The organism is Tateyamaria sp. ANG-S1 (genome assembly GCF_000814025.1).
GTDB lineage: Bacteria > Pseudomonadota > Alphaproteobacteria > Rhodobacterales > Rhodobacteraceae > Tateyamaria.
Map to the genome: position 1 here is coordinate 747380 of NZ_JWLL01000003.1, position 21907 is coordinate 769286.

Annotated in this window: 19 protein-coding genes and 1 pseudogene; 16 read left to right on the top strand and 4 right to left on the bottom strand. The window is 60.4% G+C overall.

The annotated features are described in order from the left end of the window. Positions 1 to 2: 2 nt before the first annotated feature. The 3 genes and pseudogenes from RA29_RS05550 (at position 3) to RA29_RS05560 (ending at position 2040) form a co-directional block, all read left to right on the top strand. A complete protein-coding gene (locus RA29_RS05550) occupies positions 3 to 569 on the top strand; it encodes a TlpA disulfide reductase family protein (protein WP_039683596.1) in 567 nt (188 codons plus the stop codon). 155 nt (positions 570 to 724) lie between these two features. After that, positions 725 to 1114 (top strand): hypothetical protein, encoded by a 390-nt coding sequence (locus tag RA29_RS05555; RefSeq protein WP_039684042.1) that lies wholly within the window; start codon positions 725 to 727, stop codon positions 1112 to 1114. Then, positions 1111 to 2040: pseudogene (locus tag RA29_RS05560) on the top strand (sterol desaturase family protein). Before RA29_RS05555 ends, RA29_RS05560 begins: the two are co-directional and overlap by 4 nt. Positions 2041 to 2136: 96 nt before the next feature. On the opposite strand, the gene RA29_RS05565 reads toward RA29_RS05560, so the two are convergent. Beyond that, positions 2137 to 3201 carry a Hint domain-containing protein gene (locus tag RA29_RS05565; protein ID WP_039684044.1) on the bottom strand — a complete coding sequence of 355 codons (1065 nt, stop codon included), beginning with the start codon at positions 3199 to 3201 and terminating at the stop codon, positions 2137 to 2139. Between the two features lie 195 nt (positions 3202 to 3396). Next, positions 3397 to 4401: a helix-turn-helix domain-containing protein gene (locus tag RA29_RS05570; protein ID WP_039683598.1), complete on the bottom strand. Its 1005-nt coding sequence runs from the start codon at positions 4399 to 4401 to the stop codon at positions 3397 to 3399. Positions 4402 to 4464: 63 nt separating this feature from the next. Here RA29_RS05570 and RA29_RS22345 point away from each other — a divergent pair, with 63 nt between their 5' ends. The 11 genes from RA29_RS22345 to RA29_RS05625 all read left to right on the top strand — a co-directional run bounded on the left by RA29_RS22345 (position 4465) and on the right by RA29_RS05625 (position 13700). Continuing rightward, a complete protein-coding gene (locus tag RA29_RS22345; protein ID WP_082029441.1) occupies positions 4465 to 4719 on the top strand; it encodes a DUF1272 domain-containing protein in 255 nt (84 codons plus the stop codon). Positions 4720 to 4733: 14 nt separating this feature from the next. Beyond that, positions 4734 to 5213 carry a protein tyrosine phosphatase family protein gene (locus RA29_RS05580; protein ID WP_039684046.1) on the top strand — a complete coding sequence of 160 codons (480 nt, stop codon included), beginning with the start codon at positions 4734 to 4736 and terminating at the stop codon, positions 5211 to 5213. Positions 5214 to 5410: 197 nt separating this feature from the next. Beyond that, complete coding sequence (locus RA29_RS05585; RefSeq protein WP_039683602.1) at positions 5411 to 6397, top strand: ABC transporter substrate-binding protein; 987 nt, start codon at positions 5411 to 5413, stop codon at positions 6395 to 6397. An 83-nt stretch (positions 6398 to 6480) separates the two neighbouring features. Continuing rightward, complete coding sequence (locus tag RA29_RS05590) at positions 6481 to 7263, top strand: ABC transporter ATP-binding protein (protein ID WP_039684048.1); 783 nt, start codon at positions 6481 to 6483, stop codon at positions 7261 to 7263. Beyond that, positions 7260 to 8120, top strand: a complete 861-nt coding sequence (locus tag RA29_RS05595) for an ABC transporter permease (protein ID WP_039684050.1) — start codon at positions 7260 to 7262, stop codon at positions 8118 to 8120. Before RA29_RS05590 ends, RA29_RS05595 begins: the two co-directional genes overlap by 4 nt. Beyond that, positions 8120 to 9391, top strand: coding sequence for a cytosine deaminase (locus tag RA29_RS05600; protein ID WP_039683604.1), 1272 nt, complete (start codon positions 8120 to 8122; stop codon positions 9389 to 9391). Before RA29_RS05595 ends, RA29_RS05600 begins: the two co-directional genes overlap by 1 nt. Continuing rightward, complete coding sequence (locus tag RA29_RS05605; RefSeq protein WP_039683606.1) at positions 9388 to 10782, top strand: FAD-binding oxidoreductase; 1395 nt, start codon at positions 9388 to 9390, stop codon at positions 10780 to 10782. Before RA29_RS05600 ends, RA29_RS05605 begins: the two co-directional genes overlap by 4 nt. Continuing rightward, positions 10779 to 11390: an NAD(P)H-dependent oxidoreductase gene (locus tag RA29_RS05610; protein ID WP_052249478.1), complete on the top strand. Its 612-nt coding sequence runs from the start codon at positions 10779 to 10781 to the stop codon at positions 11388 to 11390. The genes RA29_RS05605 and RA29_RS05610 overlap by 4 nt, the downstream gene beginning before the upstream one ends. Then, positions 11390 to 11986 (top strand): NAD(P)H-dependent oxidoreductase, encoded by a 597-nt coding sequence (locus RA29_RS05615; protein ID WP_039683608.1) that lies wholly within the window; start codon positions 11390 to 11392, stop codon positions 11984 to 11986. Before RA29_RS05610 ends, RA29_RS05615 begins: the two co-directional genes overlap by 1 nt. Further along, positions 11983 to 12921, top strand: a complete 939-nt coding sequence (locus tag RA29_RS05620; RefSeq protein WP_039683610.1) for a 2OG-Fe(II) oxygenase family protein — start codon at positions 11983 to 11985, stop codon at positions 12919 to 12921. The genes RA29_RS05615 and RA29_RS05620 overlap by 4 nt, the downstream gene beginning before the upstream one ends. After that, positions 12918 to 13700 (top strand): creatininase family protein, encoded by a 783-nt coding sequence (locus RA29_RS05625; RefSeq protein WP_039683612.1) that lies wholly within the window; start codon positions 12918 to 12920, stop codon positions 13698 to 13700. Before RA29_RS05620 ends, RA29_RS05625 begins: the two co-directional genes overlap by 4 nt. Positions 13701 to 14351: 651 nt before the next feature. Here RA29_RS05625 and RA29_RS05630 read toward each other — a convergent pair. After that, positions 14352 to 15707, bottom strand: a complete 1356-nt coding sequence (locus RA29_RS05630) for a PQQ-like beta-propeller repeat protein (RefSeq protein WP_241462552.1) — start codon at positions 15705 to 15707, stop codon at positions 14352 to 14354. A 1-nt stretch (position 15708) separates the two neighbouring features. Further along, entirely contained in the window at positions 15709 to 16380 is a 672-nt protein-coding gene (locus RA29_RS05635; protein WP_039684056.1) for a hypothetical protein, read from the bottom strand. Between the two features lie 243 nt (positions 16381 to 16623). Here RA29_RS05635 and RA29_RS05640 point away from each other — a divergent pair, with 243 nt between their 5' ends. Together RA29_RS05640 and RA29_RS05645 are read left to right on the top strand one after the other, a co-directional pair. Then, entirely contained in the window at positions 16624 to 17919 is a 1296-nt protein-coding gene (locus RA29_RS05640) for an efflux RND transporter periplasmic adaptor subunit (RefSeq protein ID WP_039683614.1), read from the top strand. Then, the gene (locus RA29_RS05645; RefSeq protein WP_039683616.1) at positions 17916 to 21806 is read left to right on the top strand and encodes an efflux RND transporter permease subunit; all 3891 of its coding nucleotides are present in this window, start codon (positions 17916 to 17918) and stop codon (positions 21804 to 21806) included. Before RA29_RS05640 ends, RA29_RS05645 begins: the two co-directional genes overlap by 4 nt. Positions 21807 to 21907: the final 101 nt, after the last annotated feature.

The following is a 21907-nucleotide window of genomic DNA, read 5'->3' on the forward strand; positions in this document are numbered from 1 at the left end:
TCATGAAAAAGCTTGTTACCGCAGCCCTCTACATGGCCCTGAGCGTGGGCGCAATTCCTGCACTCGCTGACACTTCAGCAGCAGAGGCCTTGCGCGACGGCGACATGAAGAAGCTGATTTTCCACGGCACGCCCGAAGCAGTGTCGAACCAGCCCTTCGATCTGGCCGACGGCGCGGGCACAGGCTCGCTCTCGGACTACGAGGGTAAGCACATCCTGGTGAACTTCTGGGCCACCTGGTGCGCGCCCTGCCGGCACGAAATGCCGATGCTGTCCGAATTGCAGACCGAATTCGGTGGTGATGATTTCGAGGTCGTCACAATCGCCACGGGCCGCAACAACCCCGCCGCCATCGTCAAGTTCCTGGATGAGATCAACGCCACCAACCTGCCCCGCCACCAGGACCCGAAACAGAAGCTCGCGGCCCAAATGGGCGTCTTCGGCCTGCCCATCACCGTGATCATCGACCCCGAGGGGCGTGAGATCGCGCGCCTGCGCGGTGATGCCGACTGGTCATCGGACAGCGCCAAGGCCATCATCGCATCGCTTATCGGTGCCGAAAGCAGCTAACGCGCGGTGCTGTCACCTAAATTTAAAGAACGCTAACAATATGTATGATTACCCACGGGTAACCGTTACCCGCGCCGCATCCCTCAAGCTGACGCGACGCCACGCTTGACGATCCGACCCCGCGTCCGATGAATTGCGCGCGGGAGGATCAGGCCGTGCCCTTGCACATCCTGTTGATTTTGGTGGTTGGCGGCATCGCGGGCATCGCGCTCGCGCTGCACCTGTTGGGCCTGTCCCGCGCCACCCCCTTCACTTCCCAAACGGCCCAAGACGCATGGCACCGCGCGCACCCCAACGACGCGGTCAAAGCGATCACGGTCACCACCGACGGCAAGGCCGCCCGGATCACGACAGATCAGGGCACGGGTGTTCTCTGGCAAATGGGCGCCGACAGCTGCGCACGCCGCCTCACCGGCACGGAAACCCTGACGCGCGCCGGCGACACCTCCACCCTGCATCTCGACGATTATGCCGCGCCCAAAGTCCGGCTCACCCTCACGCCATTGGAACACAGCGCGTGGCAAGACTGGATGGCACACACATGATGGCAGACCTCACCTACCCCGACGTCGTGAATTTCGCCGTCCCCTTCTTCATCGCCGCCATCGCCATCGAACTGGCCTGGATCGTGATCAAGGGCCGCGGCGGTCGATATGAAACACGAGATGCCGTCACCTCCCTGATCATGGGCGCGGGCAACGTCGCATCGGGCATCCTCCTGGGCTTTATCGCATGGGGCTTTTTCATGTCGCTCTAGACGATCACGCCGCTCGATCTGGGCACCAACGTCTGGGTGGTTCTGCTCTGCTTCGTACTCGATGACTTCCGCTACTACTGGGTCCACCGCTTCGGGCATCGCATCCGCTGGGTCTGGGCCAGCCACGTCAATCACCACTCGTCCCAGCACTACAACCTTACGACCGCGCTGCGGCAGACATGGACCGGCACATTCACCTTCATGATGGTGGTCCGCGCGCCACTGATCCTGCTGGGCTTTCACCCGGCCATGGTCCTGTTCGTCGGCGGGCTGAACTTGATCTACCAATTCTGGATCCACACCGAAGCCATCGGTAAACTGCCCCGCTGGGTCGAGGCGATCATGAACACCCCCAGCCACCACCGCGTTCACCACGGCCGCAACCCGCGCTATCTCGATGCCAACTATGCTGGCGTCTTCATCATCTGGGACAGGATATTCGGCACCTTCGTGCCTGAACTCGATAGCGAAAAACCGGACTACGGGTTGGTCCAGAACATCGGCACATTCAACCCGATCCGGGTCGCGTTCCACGAATGGGTGGGTATCTGGAAAGACGTCACCAGACGGGGCCTGAGCCTGAAAGACCGCCTGCTCTATGCCGTAGCGCCACCAGGCTGGAGCCACGACGGCTCACGCGACACATCCGAAGCGATCAAAGCCAAACACCTCGCCCGCACGCCCGAGGATAAGGGCACCCCGGGCTTCACCTGACGCCCTCTTTCTTCTGGCCGAAAATACTTCGGGGGAGTCCGCAGGACGGGGGCAGCGCCCCCTGAACCATGGTGTCGCCGCAAGGCGGCCTTTGGATCACGCCGCGTGGTTCAGGATCGCCGCTTCACTTGGGCTCAAATTTCGCCTGGCATAGTCGCCGTAGGTGTGGGGATCCTGTTCAAGGTTCGGCATCGCAGACACCAGTCGTGCCCGGTCAGCCGCGCTTAACATCGAAAAGGCCGTGTTGGCCGGATGAAAGCTTTCGGTCTCAACCCCGTTGGCACGCAGCACCTCGTGCTGTGGCAACAGCAGATGCACGTAAGTCGCGGACCGGGCCTTGAGATCAACAGTGATGGTCGTCCCGTTGACCAAGTCTTTTGCAGCCACAAGTACTTCCGGCGTGTTGAACAGATCCCGGGCCACATCACCCTTCACCAACATCCTGTGTTCTGGCGAGACCAGCAATTCCTGACCGGGCTGTTCGATGCCCAACGCACCGGTCGCGATGCGAACGGGACGCAGCTGGGGCAATGCGAAAAGCCGCGCCCCCGTCATACGGCGGCTGCCGACCCAAAGGATTTCTTGCGCGCCATTATCCATGGTCTGCACCCGATCCCCTTCGCGCAACGCCTCGATCAAACGTGGACCGTCCGGCGTGTCAATCAAGGTACCGGGTGTAAAGCAGATAACCCCGCTGGATTGTTCGGGAGTGGCCGCAGTGGCCCCCTGTTCGATTGTGTGATGCACGACCCAAAGGTCCGTTTTGCGCGGGGGAATGTCATCGACAAACATCAAGAGCGGGGGTGCATCGCCTCCGACGTCGATCACCGTCACCGTATAGCTCTTGGCCCCATCCGTGACGACGAAGCTGCTGTCGAACATTAACATGTCCGGCTCCGCCACATCAGTTGTGAGCGGTAGATCATGCAGCGCCGCACCGACCAGTCGATGCACCATGCGCGCTGCGCGCCTGCGGATGTCTTCTTCCCCGTTTGCCCTGTCCAGGCGCAATACATCTTGTGGACCGTCCACCTGTACGGGATCACCGCGCCAGGCCCAGGCTGCCCCAACAGCCAAAGACCCAATCGGCGCGGCGTCTAGGCCGTCCACTTCTGTTTGCGTCCAGGAGATGACAAACGTGCCACGAAAGCCCGTTTTCATTGCCTGTATGCCTGCCTTGTCTTTTTTTATTGGGATCAGCGTATCAACGTCGATTCCATCTGTGAAGTCCGGAATTGTGTCATATTCCAGCGCCTTGCGGGGCGTACGTAACGTCAATGAAGCGCTTTGGCCGCACGCAGATCACCGGCATGATCCGCAACATATAGTTCCTGTCGGCAATTGCATGCTCGGACATCAGGGCACGTTGAAGTGCGCCCGATACTCGGATGGTGACACACCCATCTGGTCGACAAAGGCCCGGCGCATCCTGTCTTCGTCCCGAAACCCGCAGGAGGCTGCCACTTGCTTGACTGTTTGCTGCGTTGTTTCGAGCAATCCGCGCGCCTGTTCTGTGCGCATGGCAGCAACGGCCTTGGCGGGTGTCATGCCCATCGTCTTGGCGTAGACGCGCGCGAAGTTGCGCGGGCTCATCCCCGCGCGTTCGGCCAAGACATCGACGGACAGGTTTTCATGCAAGTTGTCCGCGATCCAACTGTGCAAAGCTTCGAACTGCCCCGCCTCATCCTGCAATTGACGACCAAGTGCGGGACTGAACTGCGATTGCCCGCCTGAGCGGACCATCTGCGCCACCATTGACCGCGCAACGGTGAAGGCTGCGGCCCGCCCCAAGTCTTCGGCCACAATGGCAAGCGCCATGTCGATCCCCGCCGTGATCCCAGCAGAGGTCCATACCGCGCCGTCCTTGATGAAGATCGGGTCCATCTCGACCATCACCTCGGGAAACTCTGCGGCTAGCATGGCGCAGTCCTCCCAATGGGTCACCGCTCGGCGGCCGTTCAACAGCCCGGTCGCCGCCAGAATGAGAGCGCCCGAGCAGACCGAAGCTACACGTTGGGCCCCGCGTGCAAGCTGGCGAACGCGCCCGAGAAGGGCGGCGTCCCGCATGCCGGGCACTGCGCCGTCCCCGCCAACGACAATCAACGTGTGAATGTCTCGACCGCCCAGCGCGTCAAGCGTCACCGTAGGGATCGACAGAACCGTGTTCGTCCCGGTCGCGCCCCCGCGTACCGAGGCAACGATACACTCATATCCGGGGGCGTTCGTAACCGGGTCAGGTGCGTGCGAAAAGACCTGCAATGGTCCGACAAGATCCAACAATACGATGTCGTCATAGACAACGAACACGACCAATCGCGGTGCTTTTGACCGGCAGGAGGATTTGGCAGCTTTTGAGGTCATCTTGTCATTTCTGCCACGCGGCTAGGTGTTAGTCTATGTGCAAACGCCGAGGGAGCGTCTGACATGCTGATTCTAAAACCCAATTGCGAGTGCTGCGACACGGATTTGCCACCTGAGGCAGAGGATGCCCGCATCTGCAGCTTCGAATGCACTTTCTGTGCCGATTGCGCTGAAACGCAGCTGCAGAACACGTGTCCGAATTGCGGCGGTCACTTTGTTCCGCGCCCGATCCGTCCTGCTGCCAAACTGATCAGCCACCCGGCATCGACCGAGCGTTTTACCAAATCCCATATCCCTTGCGCGCCATCCCCGGCCTGACGATGGAGCATCAAATGACAGAGCTGACCCACATCCTGAACTGGCGCCGCATAAATGATCGCCTAACAACCTCCGGTCAGCCGTCCGAGGCGCAACTGGCCGATATTCGCGAACTGGGCGTAACGCATATCGTCAACCTTGGCCCGCACGACAACAAAGGGGCCTTACAGGATGAGGCCGGGACGGTCGCGGGTCTGGGGATGCGATACATCCACATCCCCGTGGCGTTCGAAGCCCCTACCGATGACGACTTCACAGCATTCAAAAATGCGATCGAAGCGCATCCAAACGCGCGCGTGCACATCCACTGCATCTACAACGCGCGGGTCAGCGCCTTTTTCTACCGCTATGCCAAGTCGGGCGCTTGCCTGTCACGGGAAGAGGCGTTCGCAAACATGGAAAGCATCTGGCGTCCCGGCGACGATTGGGCCGCGTTTATCGACGACACGGACGCCAAGGGAGAGCCAAACAGGTATGCGGGCGAAGACTACTAGCGCCGTCAAAGCAGTCCAAGTAAGGCTCTATTCAACCCTATGGGGTCTTTTCCACAACGCTTTGCCCATTTTTTAGGCGTCAATCTGCCATTTCAGCGCCGACAGGCGTGATCATCAGCGCATGCGCCTTTCTTTCCCAACGGTAAGCGCCATCCTCTGCCGACATGTGATGCAAAAACACAGGGGAGATGATTTAGATGTACAAATTTGCGCTGACCGCGGCCCTGGCCGCAGTACCACTGGCCGGGATGGCCGAGGAATTGACACCCGTCACTTTTGGAACAAACTGGCTAGCTCAGGCGGAACATGGCGGCTTTTACCAATCTGTGGCCGACGGCACCTATGCCGCATGTGGTCTGGAAGTCACCATCGTGTCGGGCGGCCCGCAGGTAAACAACCGCGCCCTCCTGCTGGCTGACCGCATCCAATACCACATGGGTGGTGACATGCTGCAGGCCTTCAACGCTGTGGCCGAGGAGATTCCGGTCGTCGCCGTCGCTGCCATCTTTCAGAAGCACCCGCAGGTCATCGTGGCCCACCCGGATGTGGAAAGCTGGGAGGACCTGAAGGACAAGACCCTGCTGATCGGTGACAATGGCTATACCAGCTACTACCAGTGGATGATCGCCGCGCATGGCTTCACCGCCGAACAGCGCGAGCCCTACACCTTCAACCCCGCGCCGTTCATCGCCAACACAGACACGGCCATGCAAGGCTACCTGTCGTCCGAGCCGTATCTGGTGCAGAAAGAGGCCGGTTTCGAGCCGAACGTGTTCCTGATCGCCGACAATGGCTATTCGTCCTACGCAACGACAATCGAGGTCATGCAATCCACCATCGACGAGAACCCTGAACAGGTCGAATGCTTTGTCGATGCCTCGCTGACCGGCTGGTACAACTACCTTTATGGCGACAGTGCTGCCGCCGATGCGATGATCATCGAGGCCAATGCGGACATGACCCAGGACAAGATCGACTTTGCCAAGAACATGATGCGCGACGAGGGCATCGTGGACAGCGGCAAGACGCTTGAGTTGGGCATTGGCGCGATGTCGGATGAGGTGATTGGCGATTTCTACCAGAAGATGGTGGATGCCGATGTGATCGGTGACGATCTGGACTGGAAGGCCGCCTACACCCTCGACTTCACCAACAAGAAGGTTGGGATGGACATCAAACCCTGATCGCCGTTCTATCATCCTTGCAACAGAATGCCGAACGGGGTGTGGTGCGTACGTTCGGCATTTTCTACGACAAAGAGGGCCACATGGCGCAAATCGCTCCTTTTGCCGAGCGCTATGAGTTGATGCGTGTGAACGCCGTGGACAAGGTGTTTCCCGGCAACGTGCAGGCGTTGCGCGCCATGTCGCTGACCGTGCGCGAGGGAGATTTCATTTCCCTCCTTGGCCCGTCGGGATGCGGTAAGTCTACGGCGCTGCGCTTGATTGCGGGCTTGTCTGAGCCGACCTCGGGCCGCATCGAATGGTCCAAGCCACGTGCGCAGGGGGATCTGGGTGTGGTTTTTCAGGAACCCACGCTGATGCCCTGGGCGACGGTGGCGCAGAATGTGTATCTTCCGTTTCGGCTGGAAGGGAAGACATACGCTAGCGTTAAGGATGAGATCCTTGAGGCTTTGAAGCTGGTTGGGCTGGACAAGTTCCAGAACGCCTATCCCCGAGAGCTGTCAGGCGGCATGAAGATGCGGGTGTCCATTGCCCGCGCGATGGTCACGCAGCCCAAGCTGATCCTGATGGACGAACCCTTTGCCGCGTTGGACGAGATCACGCGGTTCAAGCTGAACAACGATCTCTTGGACATGCAGGCGCGGATCGGGTGCACTGTGATCTTTGTCACGCACTCGGTCTTTGAGAGCGTGTTCCTGTCGGATCGCATCGTGGTCATGGCAGCCCGCCCCGGACGGGTGATCGAAGAGTTGCACGTGGACGAGCCCTATCCGCGTGGCGAGATGTTCCGCACCTCTCCGGAATACGCCGCGCATTGCCGGGCGGCGAGCCAAGCGCTGGAGCAGGCGATGGAGGCGGCGGCATGAGCGTCACAGACCTGGACCAGCCCGCTGCGCCGACGGTCGATGCCGAGGAAGCGCGCCGCGCGCGCAGCCGCCGGATCGAAAAGACAGCGCGCTGGCTGCTGCCGCTACTGGTCATGGCACTGATGATCTGGATCTGGGACCGGATTGTCGTCTGGAACGAGATCCCGCACTTTATCTTGCCCAGCCCCGCCCGCGTCTGGGGCAGCCTGACCGGTGATTGGGCGATCCTGTGGGACAGCGCGCTTTTGACCGGGCGCATCACGTTGATGGCGCTTGCGATTGCCGTTGTGGGCGGTGCTGGACTGGCGATCCTGTTCAACCAGAACAAGATGGTGGAGCTGTCGCTGTACCCTTACGCCGTGATCCTGCAGGTCACGCCAGTGGTGGCCATTGCGCCACTGATTTTCATCTATGTGGAAAGCAAGACGGTGGGCATGCTGATGTGTGCCTGGATCGTTGCGTTTTTTCCTGTGCTGAGTTCGACAACGCTGGGCCTGAACTCGGTCGATCATAACCTGCGCGACCTGTTCCGCATATACGGCGCGACCCGCTGGCAGCGGTTGTGGATGCTGCAATTGCCGTCGGCGCTGCCCTATTTCCTGGGTGGTCTGAAGATCGCGGGAGGGCTGTCACTGATCGGGGCTGTCGTGGCCGAGTTGGTCGCGGGAACCGGAGGTGTTGGGACTGGCTTGGCCTTCCGCATTCAGGAGGCGGGGTATCGGCTCAACATCGCGCGTATGTTTGCGGCCCTCGCCATCGTGGCGGCGATGGGCGTGTTTATCTTTGCGGCCCTGTCGCTTCTGTCGCATATGTTGCTGCGCAAGTGGCACGAAAGCGCCATCAAACGGGAGACTTGATGGACTTTCGCGCACTGCCCAGCGGACACATAACCCTTGCCGATGTTACCGTTCCCGCCTGCCTTTTGGGGCAGGAGGGCGATCTGATCACAACCGATCTGCATATTGCAGATGGCCAGATCTCCGACACGCCCGGCCAGCGCGTGGATATGGGTCGGGCGATGGTCCTGCCCTGTTTCACCGACATGCACACCCATCTCGACAAGGGGCATATCTGGCCGCGCGCGTCCAATCCTGACGGGTCGTTCATGGGCGCGTTGACGACCGTGCGCGAAGACCATCGCAATTGGTCAGCGAATGATTTGCGGGCGCGCATGGAATTTGGAATGGCCTGTGCCTACGCCCATGGCACGCGGGCCGTGCGGACACATCTGGACAGCATCCCGCCGCAGCCGCAGATCACTTGGCCTGTCTTTGCCGAATTGCGCGAGGAATGGGCGGGGCGGATCGACCTGCAAGGGGTTTGCTTGATCGGCTGTGATGGGTTTTCCGAGAACGGTGATTTCAAGGTGACCGCCGATCTGGTGGCCGAATATGGCGGCGTGTTGGGGATGGTGACCTACCCCGTGCCGGACCTCCGCGACCGGCTTGAAGGGTTCTTTCGCCTTGCCGCCGCGCGCGGGTTAGACGCGGATTTCCACGTGGACGAGACGATGGATGCGTCCTCGGAAACCCTGCGCCTGATTGCAGAGGTCGCGCTCGAGATCGGGTTTGAGGGCCGCATAGTCGTCGGCCACTGTTGTTCGCTGTCCACGCAGGACAAGGCCCGAGCGATGGATACGCTGGATCTGGTCGCAAAGGCAGGGCTGCACGTTGTGAGCTTGCCCATGTGCAATCTGTATTTGCAGGACCGCACGCCCGCAGGCGCCGCCCGCACGCCGCGTGGGCGCGGTGTGACGCTGGTGCATGAAATGAAAGAACGCGGTATCCCTGTCAGCTTCGCCTCGGACAACACGCGCGATCCATTTTATGCCTATGGCGATCTGGATATGCTCGAAGTGATGCGCCAAGCGACACGTATCGCGCATCTGGATCATTCCGAAACGGATTGGGTGACGTCGTTCACTACGCAACCGGCGGCCACTTGCGGCTATGCTATGCAAGAGTTGGCCGTTGACGACCCAGCTGACCTGATCATCTTCAAGGCGCGGGAGTGGACCGAACTCTATGCCCGCCCGCAATCCGACCGTATCGTCATGCGGAATGGCGCCGCCATCGACCGCACCCTGCCCGACTACGCCACCCTCGATCATTTGTGGGAGACACAATGAACCTCGACGCTGCCAAGGCCGACCTCGCCCATCTCGACATCGAAGAGAAAGAGGCCAGTATCCGCGCCTCTTCCCGCGACTTCTTTTGGTATTCACCCGTGTTGAAGGATCGGTTGGATCACGTGGTGGCCGACTTTGTCGTGCGGCCCCGGAACGAGGCGGAAGTGATCGAGGTGCTGAAGGTCTGCTATCAGCACGATGTGCCGGTCACGACGCGCGGCGCAGGGACCGGGAATTATGGCCAGGCGATGCCGCTTGAGGGTGGTTGCGTGATGCACCTGCGCTGGATGGACAAGGTGAAGGAGGTGCATCCGGGCCGCGTGATTGTCGAACCGGGCTGTCTGCTGAAGGATCTGGATGCCGTCTGCAAGGAGCAGTCGGGGCAGGAGATCCGCATGTTCTCAAGTACGTGGGCCACGGCCACAATCGGCGGCTTTATCGCGGGTGGTTCGGGCGGCGTGGGGTCCTGTACCTGGGGCAGCTTGCGCGATCTGGGCAATATCATCCGCCTGCGTGTTGTCACGATGGAGGAAGAACCGCGCATATTGGAGTTCACGGGCGAGGAACTGGCCCGCGTCAGCCACGCCTACGGCACCAATGGCATCATCACCGAGATCGAGATGCCCCTCGCGCCCGCCTATGACTGGGTCGAGATGTTTGTGAGTTCCAAGGATTTCATGGCCGCCACCCGCTTTGCGCAGGATGTGGCGAATGAGGACGGGATCCTGATCAAGCTCGCCACCGTGTTCGAGGCTCCCGTGGCCAAGGACTATTTCCAGCGTGTGGCCCCGCATGTGGAGGCCGACGATCACCTGATCGGGCTGATGGTCGCGCCGCATTCGATGGACGGGTTTCAGACGCTTTTGGGCCGCAGCCCGGAGTTGAACCTGATCTACCGCAGCGATGACCACGATTGGGAGCGGTCGCCGGGCACTGTTTTTGAATACGGGTGGAACCACACCACGCTGCGCGCACTGAAGGCCGATCCGTCGATCACCTATCTGCAGGTGCGCTTTGGCTATCCGAACCAGCTGGAGCTGATCGAAAAGATGCGTGAGGCGCTGTCGCCTGAGGTGCTGCACCACCTTGAGGTGCTGAAAGAGGGCGGCAAGGTCATGTTTGCGGGTCTGTCACTGGTGAAGTTCACGACCGAGGAGCGGCTGGACGAGATCATCCAGATCCACGAGGATGCGGGTGCGATGGTCTTCAACCCGCACCGTTACACGCTGGAGGAAGGCGGGCGGCAGACGGTCGATGATCGGCAGTTGAAATTCAAGCGGGAGGCGGACCCAAAGGGGCTGCTCAACCCGGGCAAGATGATTGCGTGGGACGATCCGGATTTTGATTTTTCCGAGATGTATTCCTATCCGAAGATACAGGCGGCCGAATGACGCCAGCACCCACTATCCCATCAGAACCCCAGCGCGCGCTGGTGCTGGCGGCCCACCCGGTGCCCGACAGCTTCAACGCGGCGCTGCACACCCAAGTGGTCGAGACGCTGATGGGGCGCGGGTGGGACGTGGATGATTGCGATCTCTATGCCGAGGGGTTCGATCCGATCATGTCCGAATCCGACCGGCGCGGGTATCACGATGTGCCGGAGAATGTGGAACCGGTGAAAGACTACGTGGACCGCTTGCGCGCGGCGGACGCGCTGATCATGGTCTTTCCGGTGTGGAATTTTGGCTATCCGGCGATGCTCAAGGGCTTTCTTGACCGGGTGTTTTTGCCGGGCGTGTCTTTCCGGTTGGACGATGGCAAGGTCGTCCCGAACCTGACGCGCATCCGGCGGCTGGCGGCTGTCACCACCTATGGCGGCACGCGGCTGAGGGCCATGCTGTGCGGGGATCCGCCGCGCAAATGCGTGACCCGAGCGGTCTGGCATGTGTGCAGGCCGAGGACGACCAAATACCTTGCCCTTTACGACATGAACCGGGCAACGGACGCAAAACGCCGCCGCTTCCTCGAACATGTTGGAGAACAGTTAAGGACATTCTGATGCGTGCGCTCATCATTTTTTGCCACCCCAAGGAGGACAGTTTCAATGCCGCCGTGCTGGAGACGGTGACAACCCATCTTGACCAAAGAGGCGTCGAATACCGGGTCCGTGATCTTTACCGGTCGAACTTCATGCCCGTGCTGACAGCGCGCGAACTTGATTGCTATCTGGACGAAAGCTGTAATGCCGAGCCGGTGGCGCAGGATGTAACGGATGTGCAATGGGCCGATGCGCTGATCTTTATCTATCCCACATGGTGGTACGGCCTGCCTGCCATGTTGAAAGGGTGGCTGGACCGCGTGCTTTTGCCCGGCGTCGCCTTCATCATGCCCAAGGGCGAGGGCGACAACATCCGACCCGGACTGACCCACATCAAAAAGCTCGGCGTGTTTACCACCTGCGGGGCATCTTGGTGGCTGACCACACTGATCGGGGCGCCGGGGCGCAAGATGCTGACCCGCGGTCTGCGCGCCATCTGCGCGAAACGCTGTCGCACCGTCTTTGCCGCACACTACCTGATGGACAGTTCGACAGACACGTCGCGCGCCAGCTATCTAAGGAAAGTGGCCGAACGGATGGAAAGGCTGACAGCATGATCCCTGTATTGGATTGGACCAAGCACAACGAACATCGCTCCGAACCGCAAATACCCAACGCTTTCGAAACAGCGTTCAACACTGCGCTACGCGATACCGGCTTTTTTCTTCTGAAAAACCCACAGGTCTCACCAGATCTGCGAGCTAAGGTTTTCTCCATGGCGGATCAGTTCTTTGCTCTGCCCGAAGCGGAAAAGGCCAAGCTCTCAATTCTGGACACGCCACACTTCCGCGGGTGGGCAAAACCCGGTGATGAGTCGCTAGATGAAAAACGACCCGAGGTAGACACAAAAGAAAGCTTCAACATCGGGTTCGACCTGCCCGAGAACGATGTACGCGTATTGGCGCAAGAGCCGTTCCGGGGAGTGAACCGCTGGCCTGATATCCCGGGGTTTGCAGAGACCATGCGAGCCTACTATGACGCCTGTCAGGCGCAGGGTGTCTCGCTCCTGCGCATCGTGGCATGTGGTCTCGGTGCAGGGGTCAACTACTTCGATCCACTCTTCGACCAACCGCTATCCGCCCTGAGGCTTCTGCATTATCCGCCGGCGACAGGCGCAGCGAATGAAATCGGCGCCGGTGCTCATACCGACTATGGTGCGTTCACACTTTTGATGACAGACGGAGAACCAGGGCTGCAAGTCAAACCCAGGAACGGCGATTGGGTCGACGTGCCGCACATACCCAATGCGTTCATCGTCAATGTCGGCGACTGCCTGATGCGCTGGACCAACGACATTTATGTCTCGACCCCGCATCGCGTGCTGCCGCCAAAGCGTCAGCGCCGGTCGGTTGCGTTTTTCTGCGAAGCCAACCCGGGCGCACTGGTCGAAGCCCTGCCTGGCACAGGAGAGGCCAAGTATCCGCCGATCCGCGCGGCCGACTATCTGGCCTCGCGCCTTGAGGCGACCTACGCGCCAAAGGAAAACGTATGAGCGCACGCGATTGGGCAAACCTGCGCATGCCGGAGTTCGACGACCTAGACCCGGACCGGACCATCGTGCTGCTACCCACCGCCGCAATCGAACAGCACGGCCCACACTTGCCGGTCGGCACGGACACGCTGATTGCTGAAGGGATGTTGGACGCAGTCCGCGCGGTGTGTCCCGATGACCTTGATCTGTTGATCCTGCCGGTGCAGGCCATTGGCAAGTCAAACGAACATCTCTGGGCGGCGGGCACCTGCACATTGACCGCCGAAACCGCTTTGCGCGCCTGGACCGAGATTGGCCTGTCGGTGGCCCGCGCGGGTCTGAAAAAGCTCATGATCGTGAATTCCCATGGCGGCAACCTCGACCTGATTTCGATTCTGAGCCGCGAGTTACGGGTGCAGGCCGGGATGCTGGCGGTCAAAACGCAATGGGGCTCGTTCGGTGCGCCCGACGGGTTGTTCAGCGCACAAGAAGACATGTTCGGCATTCATGGCGGGGATCGCGAGACATCGCTCATGCTGACCTTCCGCCCCGAAACGGTAGACATGGGCGCGGCACGCGATTTCCGCTCCAGTGCCGAGACGGCAACCATCCCACCAATCGGGCCAATTTCCTACGGCTGGATCGCCTCCGATCTGTCAGATAACGGCGTGGTGGGTGAGGCGCATCTCGCAACTGCAGACAAGGGCCGCGCTCTGGCAGAGCATCAAGCAGCAGGGTGCATCGCATTGGCCAAGCATATGGTAGACGCACCCGTGCTGAGCGCGCCGGCGCATCGCTGAACGCACCGGGAAATGAGAGCCCCGCACGCAAAACCTTTTTGGAATGTCCGGGTGTAACGGTCCGGACACACGCTTTGACTGTGTATCTGGTCAGCGCACGCCACAGAAGCGATGATCAACCAAAGCTTCGACCCACAACTGCAAAACATACGCATGCCTGACGACAAACACCACCGCATCGTAAGGAGACATATGTCACTGTCCTTGCATTGGGGTGATCATTTGTTTCGATGACATTTAGCGCGCAATTGCTGCACCCCGCGCGCTGGCAATGTGTGCGTTATACCACGCCCGCTCAACGCATTGGCCCAACGTTAGCTTGTCCTGTCGGGACGGACAGGACCACAACGTAGAAATGTGGCGTGTGCAGTGTGCCAGCAATTGTCGGAATGGAACACCACGCAGCCATAGTGACAGGCAGCTCAAGCTACGAGCGGCACGAGTTTACGAAACTGTAGCGCATGAATAATCATGCACTTACGGACGAAGTAGCATATGCTGGTTTAGTCGGCTCGTCGAAGGCGGACTTTGCCGACACTGCTGCAGAATTGTGTAGCCTTCAGCCCAGAGGTCGCTATCGCACTTTGGTTTGAAAGTCTGCCCTGCATGCATGCAATGCAGGACCAAAAGGCCAGCGAAGCTGAACCTGGCCTAGCGGTAGGCCAGCAACTGCCCCTTGCGCGACACCACGTATAGCGTTTGTCCCGCCACCACAGGCGCTGTTGAGGCACCGCCCGGAATGTCGGTCACACCAGTCAAACTGCCGTTTGTCGGATCAAAGCTGCGCAACACCTCGTCCGAAGATGCAACCAACAAGCGCCCACCGGCGAGGACGGGGCCATGGTGGGCAAAGACCTCGGACTGGCGCAGGGGCCGGTCGCGCACGAAGTTTGGCAGTTGAGTACCCCAGATGCGGCTGCCATCCTCGGCGCTGAGCCGCACAAGTTCGTTGCGGTCCGAGATCAGGAATACGCTGTCGCCGACCGGTAGAACCTTATCAATGGCGCCCTCGCCCGCGGTCCATATCGGCGTGCCGGAGCTTGCATTCACAGCTACGGTGCGTCCGGACTGGTTGCCTGCATAGATCACTCCGTCTTTTGCGATGGGGCGACCGGTAACATCGTCTACCTTGGCCAGCGCACGTCCCCGCCGTTCGCCCAGAACAGACGCATCCCAGCGGCGTAGACCGCCCTGCCGGAACACCGCCTGCAATTCGCCCGAGCCGAAGGAGAAGACAGCGAGCCCATCCGTCACGATGGGTGCAGGTCCGCCCAGCACATTGGTCCGTGCTTCTGAACTGGTGACCCGCCAGGCGATGCGGCCATCGTCTTTTTCAATCGCCCAGCCGGTATCGTCGCCCGCCATCACATAGACGAGGTTTTCGAACACGGTCGGTCGGCCAACGCCGATTGCCTCAAGCTCTTGCGTCCACAAAATACCGCCGCTGCTGGCGTCGAGCGCGGTCAGCGTGCCCAGGCCGCTCGACACGTAAAGCACGTTGTCATCGACGGCGAGCCCACCGCCGGTGCCTTCTCCCCCTTCGGCACGTGCGGGCAGGATGTCGCGTTGCCAGAGCAGTTGTCCGGACGTCGAGACGGCGGAAACCGTCGTTTCGGCGTCAAGGGTGAAGACGCGCCCGCCCGATACAACCGGGTCAGCCACGATACGATGCTTGCGGCTATCGCCTGCACCGATGTCCACCGACCATATTGGTGTAAGCGTGCTGTTCAGTTGGGGATGGTCTGTGCGAAAGGCCGGTGTGCCAAAGCTTTGCGCCGCATCGGCATTTGCGACCTGTGGCGGTAGGCTGATGTCCCGCGCAGCGTTTGTGAGCGCTGCCGCTTCAGGCGTTTCGGCCGACAGGATGGCTGATACGGGCTCGCGTTTGCCCGGCAGGATAGTTTCACGTTCGGCGCAACCAGCCAGAACAACCAGAGCTACGGTTACCAGAACGGCACGGCGCTGCGTGTGAAGTCCCATGCCCAGATCCCCCATCGTCCGACTCATCTTAGTCTCCAGCGGTCTCTGTGGCCTCTGGCGCGCCGCCCAGCGCCACCATTGCCTGTAGGGCGCGGCGTTGCAAGCCCGGGGTCGCTTCCGCATCGTCGAGAATGCCCTGAAAGCGGGTGATCGCCGCCTGCGTGTCGCCGGTCTCAATGTCGATCAACGCCAGTTGTTCTTCGGCGTGCAGGCGCAGGCGCACCCCCGGCACGGCCAGCGCCTCAAAACCCTGACGGCGGGTCTGCGTGTCACCCGTTTCGGACTGCAACATGAGCGATCTGAATGTAGCGATCTGGCGGTAGATCAGGGGGAGTTCGGCGGATTGCGCGATGGGCGCGAGCGTTTCTATTGCTGTCTGTGCCTGCCCAGCCTGCGCTTGAGCACCGGCGGTCATGAAGGCGAGGACGGCCGCGCCTTCCGGCGTTTCGGCGGTGATGCCAGACAACGCCTCAGCCCGTGCGTCGTCTTCATTTGCTGCCAATGCAGCCAGCATCGCGTCACCCAGCGCCTGCGCCCGCGCCTGTTCCTGCGCGCGGCGGTATTCGTTGAAGCCCGCGGCCCCGACGATCAGGAGGATCACGAGCCCCGCGATCCAGCCATAGCGTTTGACGTAGCCGAACAGGCGGTCGCGGCGGACCTCTTCGGTGACTTCATCGATAAAACTGTCGGTATCGCTCACGCCCGCGCTCCCAGTTGTTGCGGCCGATTTGTACACCGCATCATTGTTTTCGCGGCCCTCTTACCGCGCCACTGCGCCCAAGCCAAGAGCAGGCGCATTTGCTCAAAACTGCGGCAATTGGGCAATCTTGCAGTTGCGTCTCACTTTTTTTAATCTGAACTGGTTAGTTTAGACGTAAGCTCTTATATGGCGCATGACGTTTCGTCACTTGGCGAAGCGCGGTCTACCAGGAAAGAATACCAAATGCGGATTGTGTCGTTGATCTTGGCCATTGCTGTAGGCGCAGGATTGTACTTTTGGATTATCGAGCGGGAGCGGACGCTTGCGTTTATCTCGGGTGAACCTGCCGGCGCAGAGGCGGCCGAAGCGGACGCACCGCAGGACACGGTCGTCGAAACGCCAGATACAGCCGACACGCAGGCCTTGGTTAAAGTGGTGGCCCGCGCATCCGTGGCACGGGAAATTGACAATGCAGTGATCCTGCGTGGCCAGACCGCAGCCGCACGGGAGGTCGAGGTTCGGGCCGAGACATCGTCCACCGTGATTTCGCCCCCCTTGCGCAAGGGCAGTTTTGTCGAAGCCGGACAATTGATGTGCGAGTTGGCCCCCGGCACGCGCGCCTCGACCCTCGCTGAAGCGCGTGCACGACTGGCAGAGGCCATTGCCCGCAAGACCGAAGCCGAAAGTCGGGTGCCCGAAGCTGAAAGCCGGGTGATCGAGGCGCAAGCGCGCATTGACGAGGCCCTCGTCAACCAAAACGCCGCCCGCCGCCTGAGCGAAGACGGCTTTGCCGCCGAAACCCGTGTGAAAAACGCTGATGCGGCCGTCGCAGCAGCCCAAGCCGCTCTGGAAGGAGCCAGAGCCAGTGTGACAGCCGCCAAATCAGGTTTGCAAAGCGCAGATGCCACCATCGAAAGTGCGACGGCATCCATCGCCACCGCAGAAAAGGAACTGGACCGCCTGCAGATTCGCGCGCCGTTTTCCGGCCTGTTGGAGAGTGACACCGCCGAATTGGGCACGTTGCTCCAACCCGGCTCGCTGTGTGCGACCGTGATCCAGCTGGACCCGATCAAGCTGGTGGCCTTTGCCCCCGAAACTGAAGTGGCTCGCATCGAAGTCGGCGCGCTTGCAGGTGCACGGTTGGCAGCTGGCAATCACGAGGTGACTGGCAAAGTTACATTCCTGAGCCGCGCCGCCGACGAAATGACCCGCACCTTTCGTGTGGAAATCGAAGTGCCCAATGCCGACCTGAAGATCCGCGATGGCCAAACCGCCGAAATCGGGATTTCCGCAGCTGGCGCCAAGGCGCATCTGCTGCCGTCCTCAGCGCTGACACTGAATGAAGACGGGACGCTGGGTTTGCGCACGGTGGATGACGACGGTGTGGTGGCCTTCAACCCCGCAACCGTCGTGCGGGACACAGCACAGGGCATCTGGCTGGCGGGCCTTCCCGATGAAATAAACGTGATCGTTGTCGGGCAAGAGTTCGTTACTGCGGGTGTCACCGTCGCGCCCACCTTTCAGGAGCAGACACAATGACAGGTATCGTCGACTGGGCCGCGTCACGGGCCCGGATGGTTGTGGCCTTTGTCTTTCTGTCGATTGCGGCAGGGGCTTTGGCCTATGTGGTGCTGCCCAAGGAGGGTGAGCCCGACATCGAAATCCCCACACTTGTCATCTCACTGCCCTTCCCCGGCATTTCCGCAGCTGACGCAGAGACGCTGCTGATCAAGCCCATGGAAACGGAACTGGCCGATCTGGACGGGTTGGACCGCATGTCCTCCACTGCGGCGGAAGGCTATGCAAACGTCGTTCTGGAATTCGAATTCGGCTGGGACAAAACCCAAGTCATGGCCGATGTCCGTGATGCCATGGACAAGGCCGAAGCCGACTTCCCCGACGGATATGAGCAATACACGGTCGACGAGTTCAACTTTTCCGAATTCCCCATCGTGATCGTCAACCTTTCGGGTCCCGTGCCCGAGCGGACGATTGCCCGCGTCGCCAGGGACTTGCAGGACGATATCGAAAGCCTGGACGCGGTGCTGGAAGCCAGCCTTGTTGGCAACCGCGATGAGATGGTCGAGGTGGTCATCGACCCCCTGCGCCTTGAGGCCTACAACGTCACCGCAAGCGAGTTAATCACTGTCGTTCAGAACAACAACCAGTTGATTGCAGCAGGTGAGGTCGAGACGGCCCAAGGGGCCTTTGCGGTCAAGATCCCGTCATCCTTTGACGATGTGCGCGACATTTATAATCTACCGGTCAAAACCAACGGTGACCGCGTGGTGACACTGGGTGACCTCGCGCAGATCAACCTGACCTTTGAGGACCGCGTATCAACGGCCCGCTTCAATGGGGCCGATACGGTCGCTTTGCAGGTCGTCAAACGCAAGGGCTTCAACCTGATCGACACCGCGACAGAGGTGAAAGAGCTAGTCGCCGAACGGTCGGGCCTCTGGCCGGACGGTTTGAAAGCGGTGGTCAATGTGGGCACGTCTAACGACCAGAGCCGGGAAGTCGCGTCAATGGTGCGTCAGTTGGAAGGGTCCGTTCTGACCGCCATCGCACTGGTGATGATCGTGTCGCTTGCCTTCCTTGGGCCTCGGGCGGCAGCGCTCGTGGGCTTTGCCATTCCGACGTCGTTCCTGTTGTGTTTTGTTCTGCTGGCGATCATGGGCATTTCGGTCTCGAACATCGTGATGTTCGGTCTGATCCTCGCCGTGGGCATGCTCGTCGATGGGGCCATTGTCGTGGTCGAATACGCTGACAAGCGGCAACAGGCTGGTGTCGGTCCGATGCAATCATATGTGGATGCCGCCAAGCGAATGTTCTGGCCGGTTGTGTCGTCCACTGCGACGACGCTTTGCGCTTTTTTACCGATGCTGTTCTGGCCTGGTGTGCCCGGCGAGTTCATGGGAATGCTGCCCGTCACCCTGATCTTTGTTCTGTCGGCATCTCTCATCGTGGCGCTGGTGTACCTGCCCGTGATGGGTGGTGTACTGGGCCGCTTTATTCACGTCCTGAGCACAACCAACCAGCGTATCGCAACCATGCCCATTCTGGCGCATTTGGGTCTGTTTGCGCTGGCCGGTGTGATGATGGCCGGGTTGTTGGTTGTACCGACCTTGCTTGAGCGGGTCAGTGGTGCCTTTGCCGTTATGGACCAGCAAGAGGTCTGGCGCTCTGTCCTGCCGACCTTTGTCGATGTGTTCATGTTTGGCCTTGGGATGCTGGTGCTGGCGGCTCTGGCCTTTGCCGCAGCAGTCATGGCGATGCTGTCCGTGACGGCTGTTTTCTTGCGCCTTGGCTATGGTGTGACCTGGGGTGCACGTAAGCTCTTTGGCGCGCCCAATCGTAAGGTACGGTCGGGCTATCAGCGGTCGAAATTCGGTTATGTCATCCAGGGCATCGTCGGCAACCCGGTGATGCCGCTTGTGATGATCGGCTGTGTCTTTGTATTTGTCGGCACGACGCTCATTTACTTCATCAACAACAACCGCGGCGTCGAATTCTTTGTCGAGACCGAGCCGGAGCAGGCGATCGTCTACGTGCTAGCGCGCGGAAACATGTCGCTGGGTGAAAAGGACGCGCTACTGCAGCAAGCCGAAGAAATCGTGCTGGCCCATCCCGGCATCAAAAGCGCCTTTGCCTTTGCCGGTGAGGGCGGGCTGAACGCCAACACCGGGGGCGCGCAAAGCCCGCGGGACACAATCGGCCAGATCCAGCTTGAGACCATTGCCTGGGAGGACCGGCCCGACACATCCGAGCCGTGGTTCAACATCCCGTTCACCGACCAGGTGGTGATGCGTCAAGTCAAGGCATCAGACTTTGACGGCAACAACATCATGGACGAGCTAACGGCCGAGCTGTCGCAAATCCCAGGCATCCGAACCGAGGTTTTGGCCCTGGCCCAAGGACCGGCGTCGGCCAAGCCTGTGCACCTGCGGATCAAGGGAGACAACTGGGAGGACCTTTTGCAGTCGGCGGGTCTGGCCCGTGCCCAGTTCGACAGCACGCCCGGCCTGATCCGGATCGAGGACACCCGCCCCCTGCCCGGCATCGATTGGCAGATCGACGTGGATGTCGAAAAAGCGGGCCGCTTTGGCGCAGATGTCGCCACCGTTGGCGCCATGGTGCAGCTTGTGACCCGTGGTCTGCTGCTGGACACGATGCGCGTCGATACGTCTGACGAAGAGATCGAGATCCGCGTGCGCCTGCCCGAAAACGACCGCGTGCTGTCAACGCTCGACACGCTCAAGGTGCGTACGGCGGACGGTTTGGTCCCGCTGGCCAACTTCATCACCCGCACGCCGGTGGCCGAACTGGCCCAGATCAGCCGCGTCGATCAGAAGCGGTACTTCGATGTGAAAGCGGACGTGCTGAACGGTCTGCAGAAGCTGGTCCGCACGGTGGAAATAGATGGCGAGGTTGTTCAGCAGACCGTAGCGACCCTGCGCCCATCCTCTGATGCGACGGTCACTGCCGCCGGACAGGGGTATGCGATCTTTAACCTCGCGGACGAAGGGCGCGGACTAGACCTGCAGGCAGAGCTCAATCAGGGCAACCTGCGCATGATCCCGGTCAACGCCAACGAACGGATCGCGGAAATCACCAAATGGGTCGAGACGGGGCCATTCCCCATCGGGATCGACACTGAATGGACGGGTGATCAGGATGATCAGGCGGAATCGAGCGCCTTCCTGATGCAAGCCTTTGCCGGGGCCCTCTTCCTGATGTTCATCATCCTGCTGGCGCAGTTCAACTCGATCTACAACTCCCTACTGGTGTTGGGCGCTGTCGTTCTGTCCACCGCGGGCGTGCTGATCGGGATGCTGGTGATGGGTCAGGCATTCTCGATCATTATGACGGGCACAGGCATCGTCGCCCTGGCGGGGATCGTGGTGAACAACAACATCGTGCTGATCGACACCTACCAGGAGTATGAAAAATACATGCCCCGGATCGAGGCGATCATCCGTACAGCCCAGGCTCGTATCCGCCCAGTGCTGCTGACCACGATCACGACGATGGCGGGTCTGGCCCCGATGATGTTCGGCCTGTCGCTGGACTTTGGCAACGGCGGGTACACAATCGACAGCCCGACGGCACTGTGGTGGAAGCAACTGGCCACAGCTGTCGTGTTTGGTCTTGGGATTGCGACAGTACTAACGCTCGTTGTCACACCGTCGCTTCTGGCGCTGCGTGTGTGGATTGTTACATATGCCCGCTGGCTCAGCGCCTTGTTTGCCAAACTGTCGATGGGCCGTGCCAGCCGCGCGGCGCGGGACTGGGCATTGGCCCGGGATTGTCGCACCGTGGCGAGCGAGGAGTTGGTATGGGATTTCGGCGATGAACCTGCACATGCAGAGGCAGCATTGTCCAAGCCGCCCCTCACAACGGCGCCTCTAAAGGCGGCAGAGTAGGCACGCCAAAAACACACTCACAAGAAAAAGCGCCGGTGACTTCACCGGCGCTTTTCATTTCCAGGCACGACCCAATGACTGGCTGTCGCGAACCAGCACAG

Bases quoted from the DNA above. Each gene is read 5' to 3' on its own strand.
- RA29_RS05550 (WP_039683596.1), top strand. From the start codon at position 3: ATGAAAAAGCTTGTTACCGCAGCCCTCTACATGGCCCTGAGCGTGGGC.
- RA29_RS05565 (WP_039684044.1), bottom strand. From the start codon at position 3,201: ATGAAAACGGGCTTTCGTGGCACGTTTGTCATCTCCTGGACGCAAACA.
- RA29_RS05610 (WP_052249478.1), top strand. From the start codon at position 10,779: ATGACGCCAGCACCCACTATCCCATCAGAACCCCAGCGCGCGCTGGTG.
- RA29_RS05580 (WP_039684046.1), top strand. From the start codon at position 4,734: ATGACAGAGCTGACCCACATCCTGAACTGGCGCCGCATAAATGATCGC.
- RA29_RS05595 (WP_039684050.1), top strand. From the start codon at position 7,260: ATGAGCGTCACAGACCTGGACCAGCCCGCTGCGCCGACGGTCGATGCC.
- RA29_RS05640 (WP_039683614.1), top strand. From the start codon at position 16,624: ATGCGGATTGTGTCGTTGATCTTGGCCATTGCTGTAGGCGCAGGATTG.
- RA29_RS05570 (WP_039683598.1), bottom strand. From the start codon at position 4,401: ATGACCTCAAAAGCTGCCAAATCCTCCTGCCGGTCAAAAGCACCGCGA.
- RA29_RS05605 (WP_039683606.1), top strand. From the start codon at position 9,388: ATGAACCTCGACGCTGCCAAGGCCGACCTCGCCCATCTCGACATCGAA.
- RA29_RS22345 (WP_082029441.1), top strand. From the start codon at position 4,465: ATGCTGATTCTAAAACCCAATTGCGAGTGCTGCGACACGGATTTGCCA.
- RA29_RS05600 (WP_039683604.1), top strand. From the start codon at position 8,120: ATGGACTTTCGCGCACTGCCCAGCGGACACATAACCCTTGCCGATGTT.
- RA29_RS05645 (WP_039683616.1), top strand. From the start codon at position 17,916: ATGACAGGTATCGTCGACTGGGCCGCGTCACGGGCCCGGATGGTTGTG.
- RA29_RS05630 (WP_241462552.1), bottom strand. From the start codon at position 15,707: ATGAGTCGGACGATGGGGGATCTGGGCATGGGACTTCACACGCAGCGC.
- RA29_RS05590 (WP_039684048.1), top strand. From the start codon at position 6,481: ATGGCGCAAATCGCTCCTTTTGCCGAGCGCTATGAGTTGATGCGTGTG.
- RA29_RS05625 (WP_039683612.1), top strand. From the start codon at position 12,918: ATGAGCGCACGCGATTGGGCAAACCTGCGCATGCCGGAGTTCGACGAC.
- RA29_RS05585 (WP_039683602.1), top strand. From the start codon at position 5,411: ATGTACAAATTTGCGCTGACCGCGGCCCTGGCCGCAGTACCACTGGCC.
- RA29_RS05615 (WP_039683608.1), top strand. From the start codon at position 11,390: ATGCGTGCGCTCATCATTTTTTGCCACCCCAAGGAGGACAGTTTCAAT.
- RA29_RS05620 (WP_039683610.1), top strand. From the start codon at position 11,983: ATGATCCCTGTATTGGATTGGACCAAGCACAACGAACATCGCTCCGAA.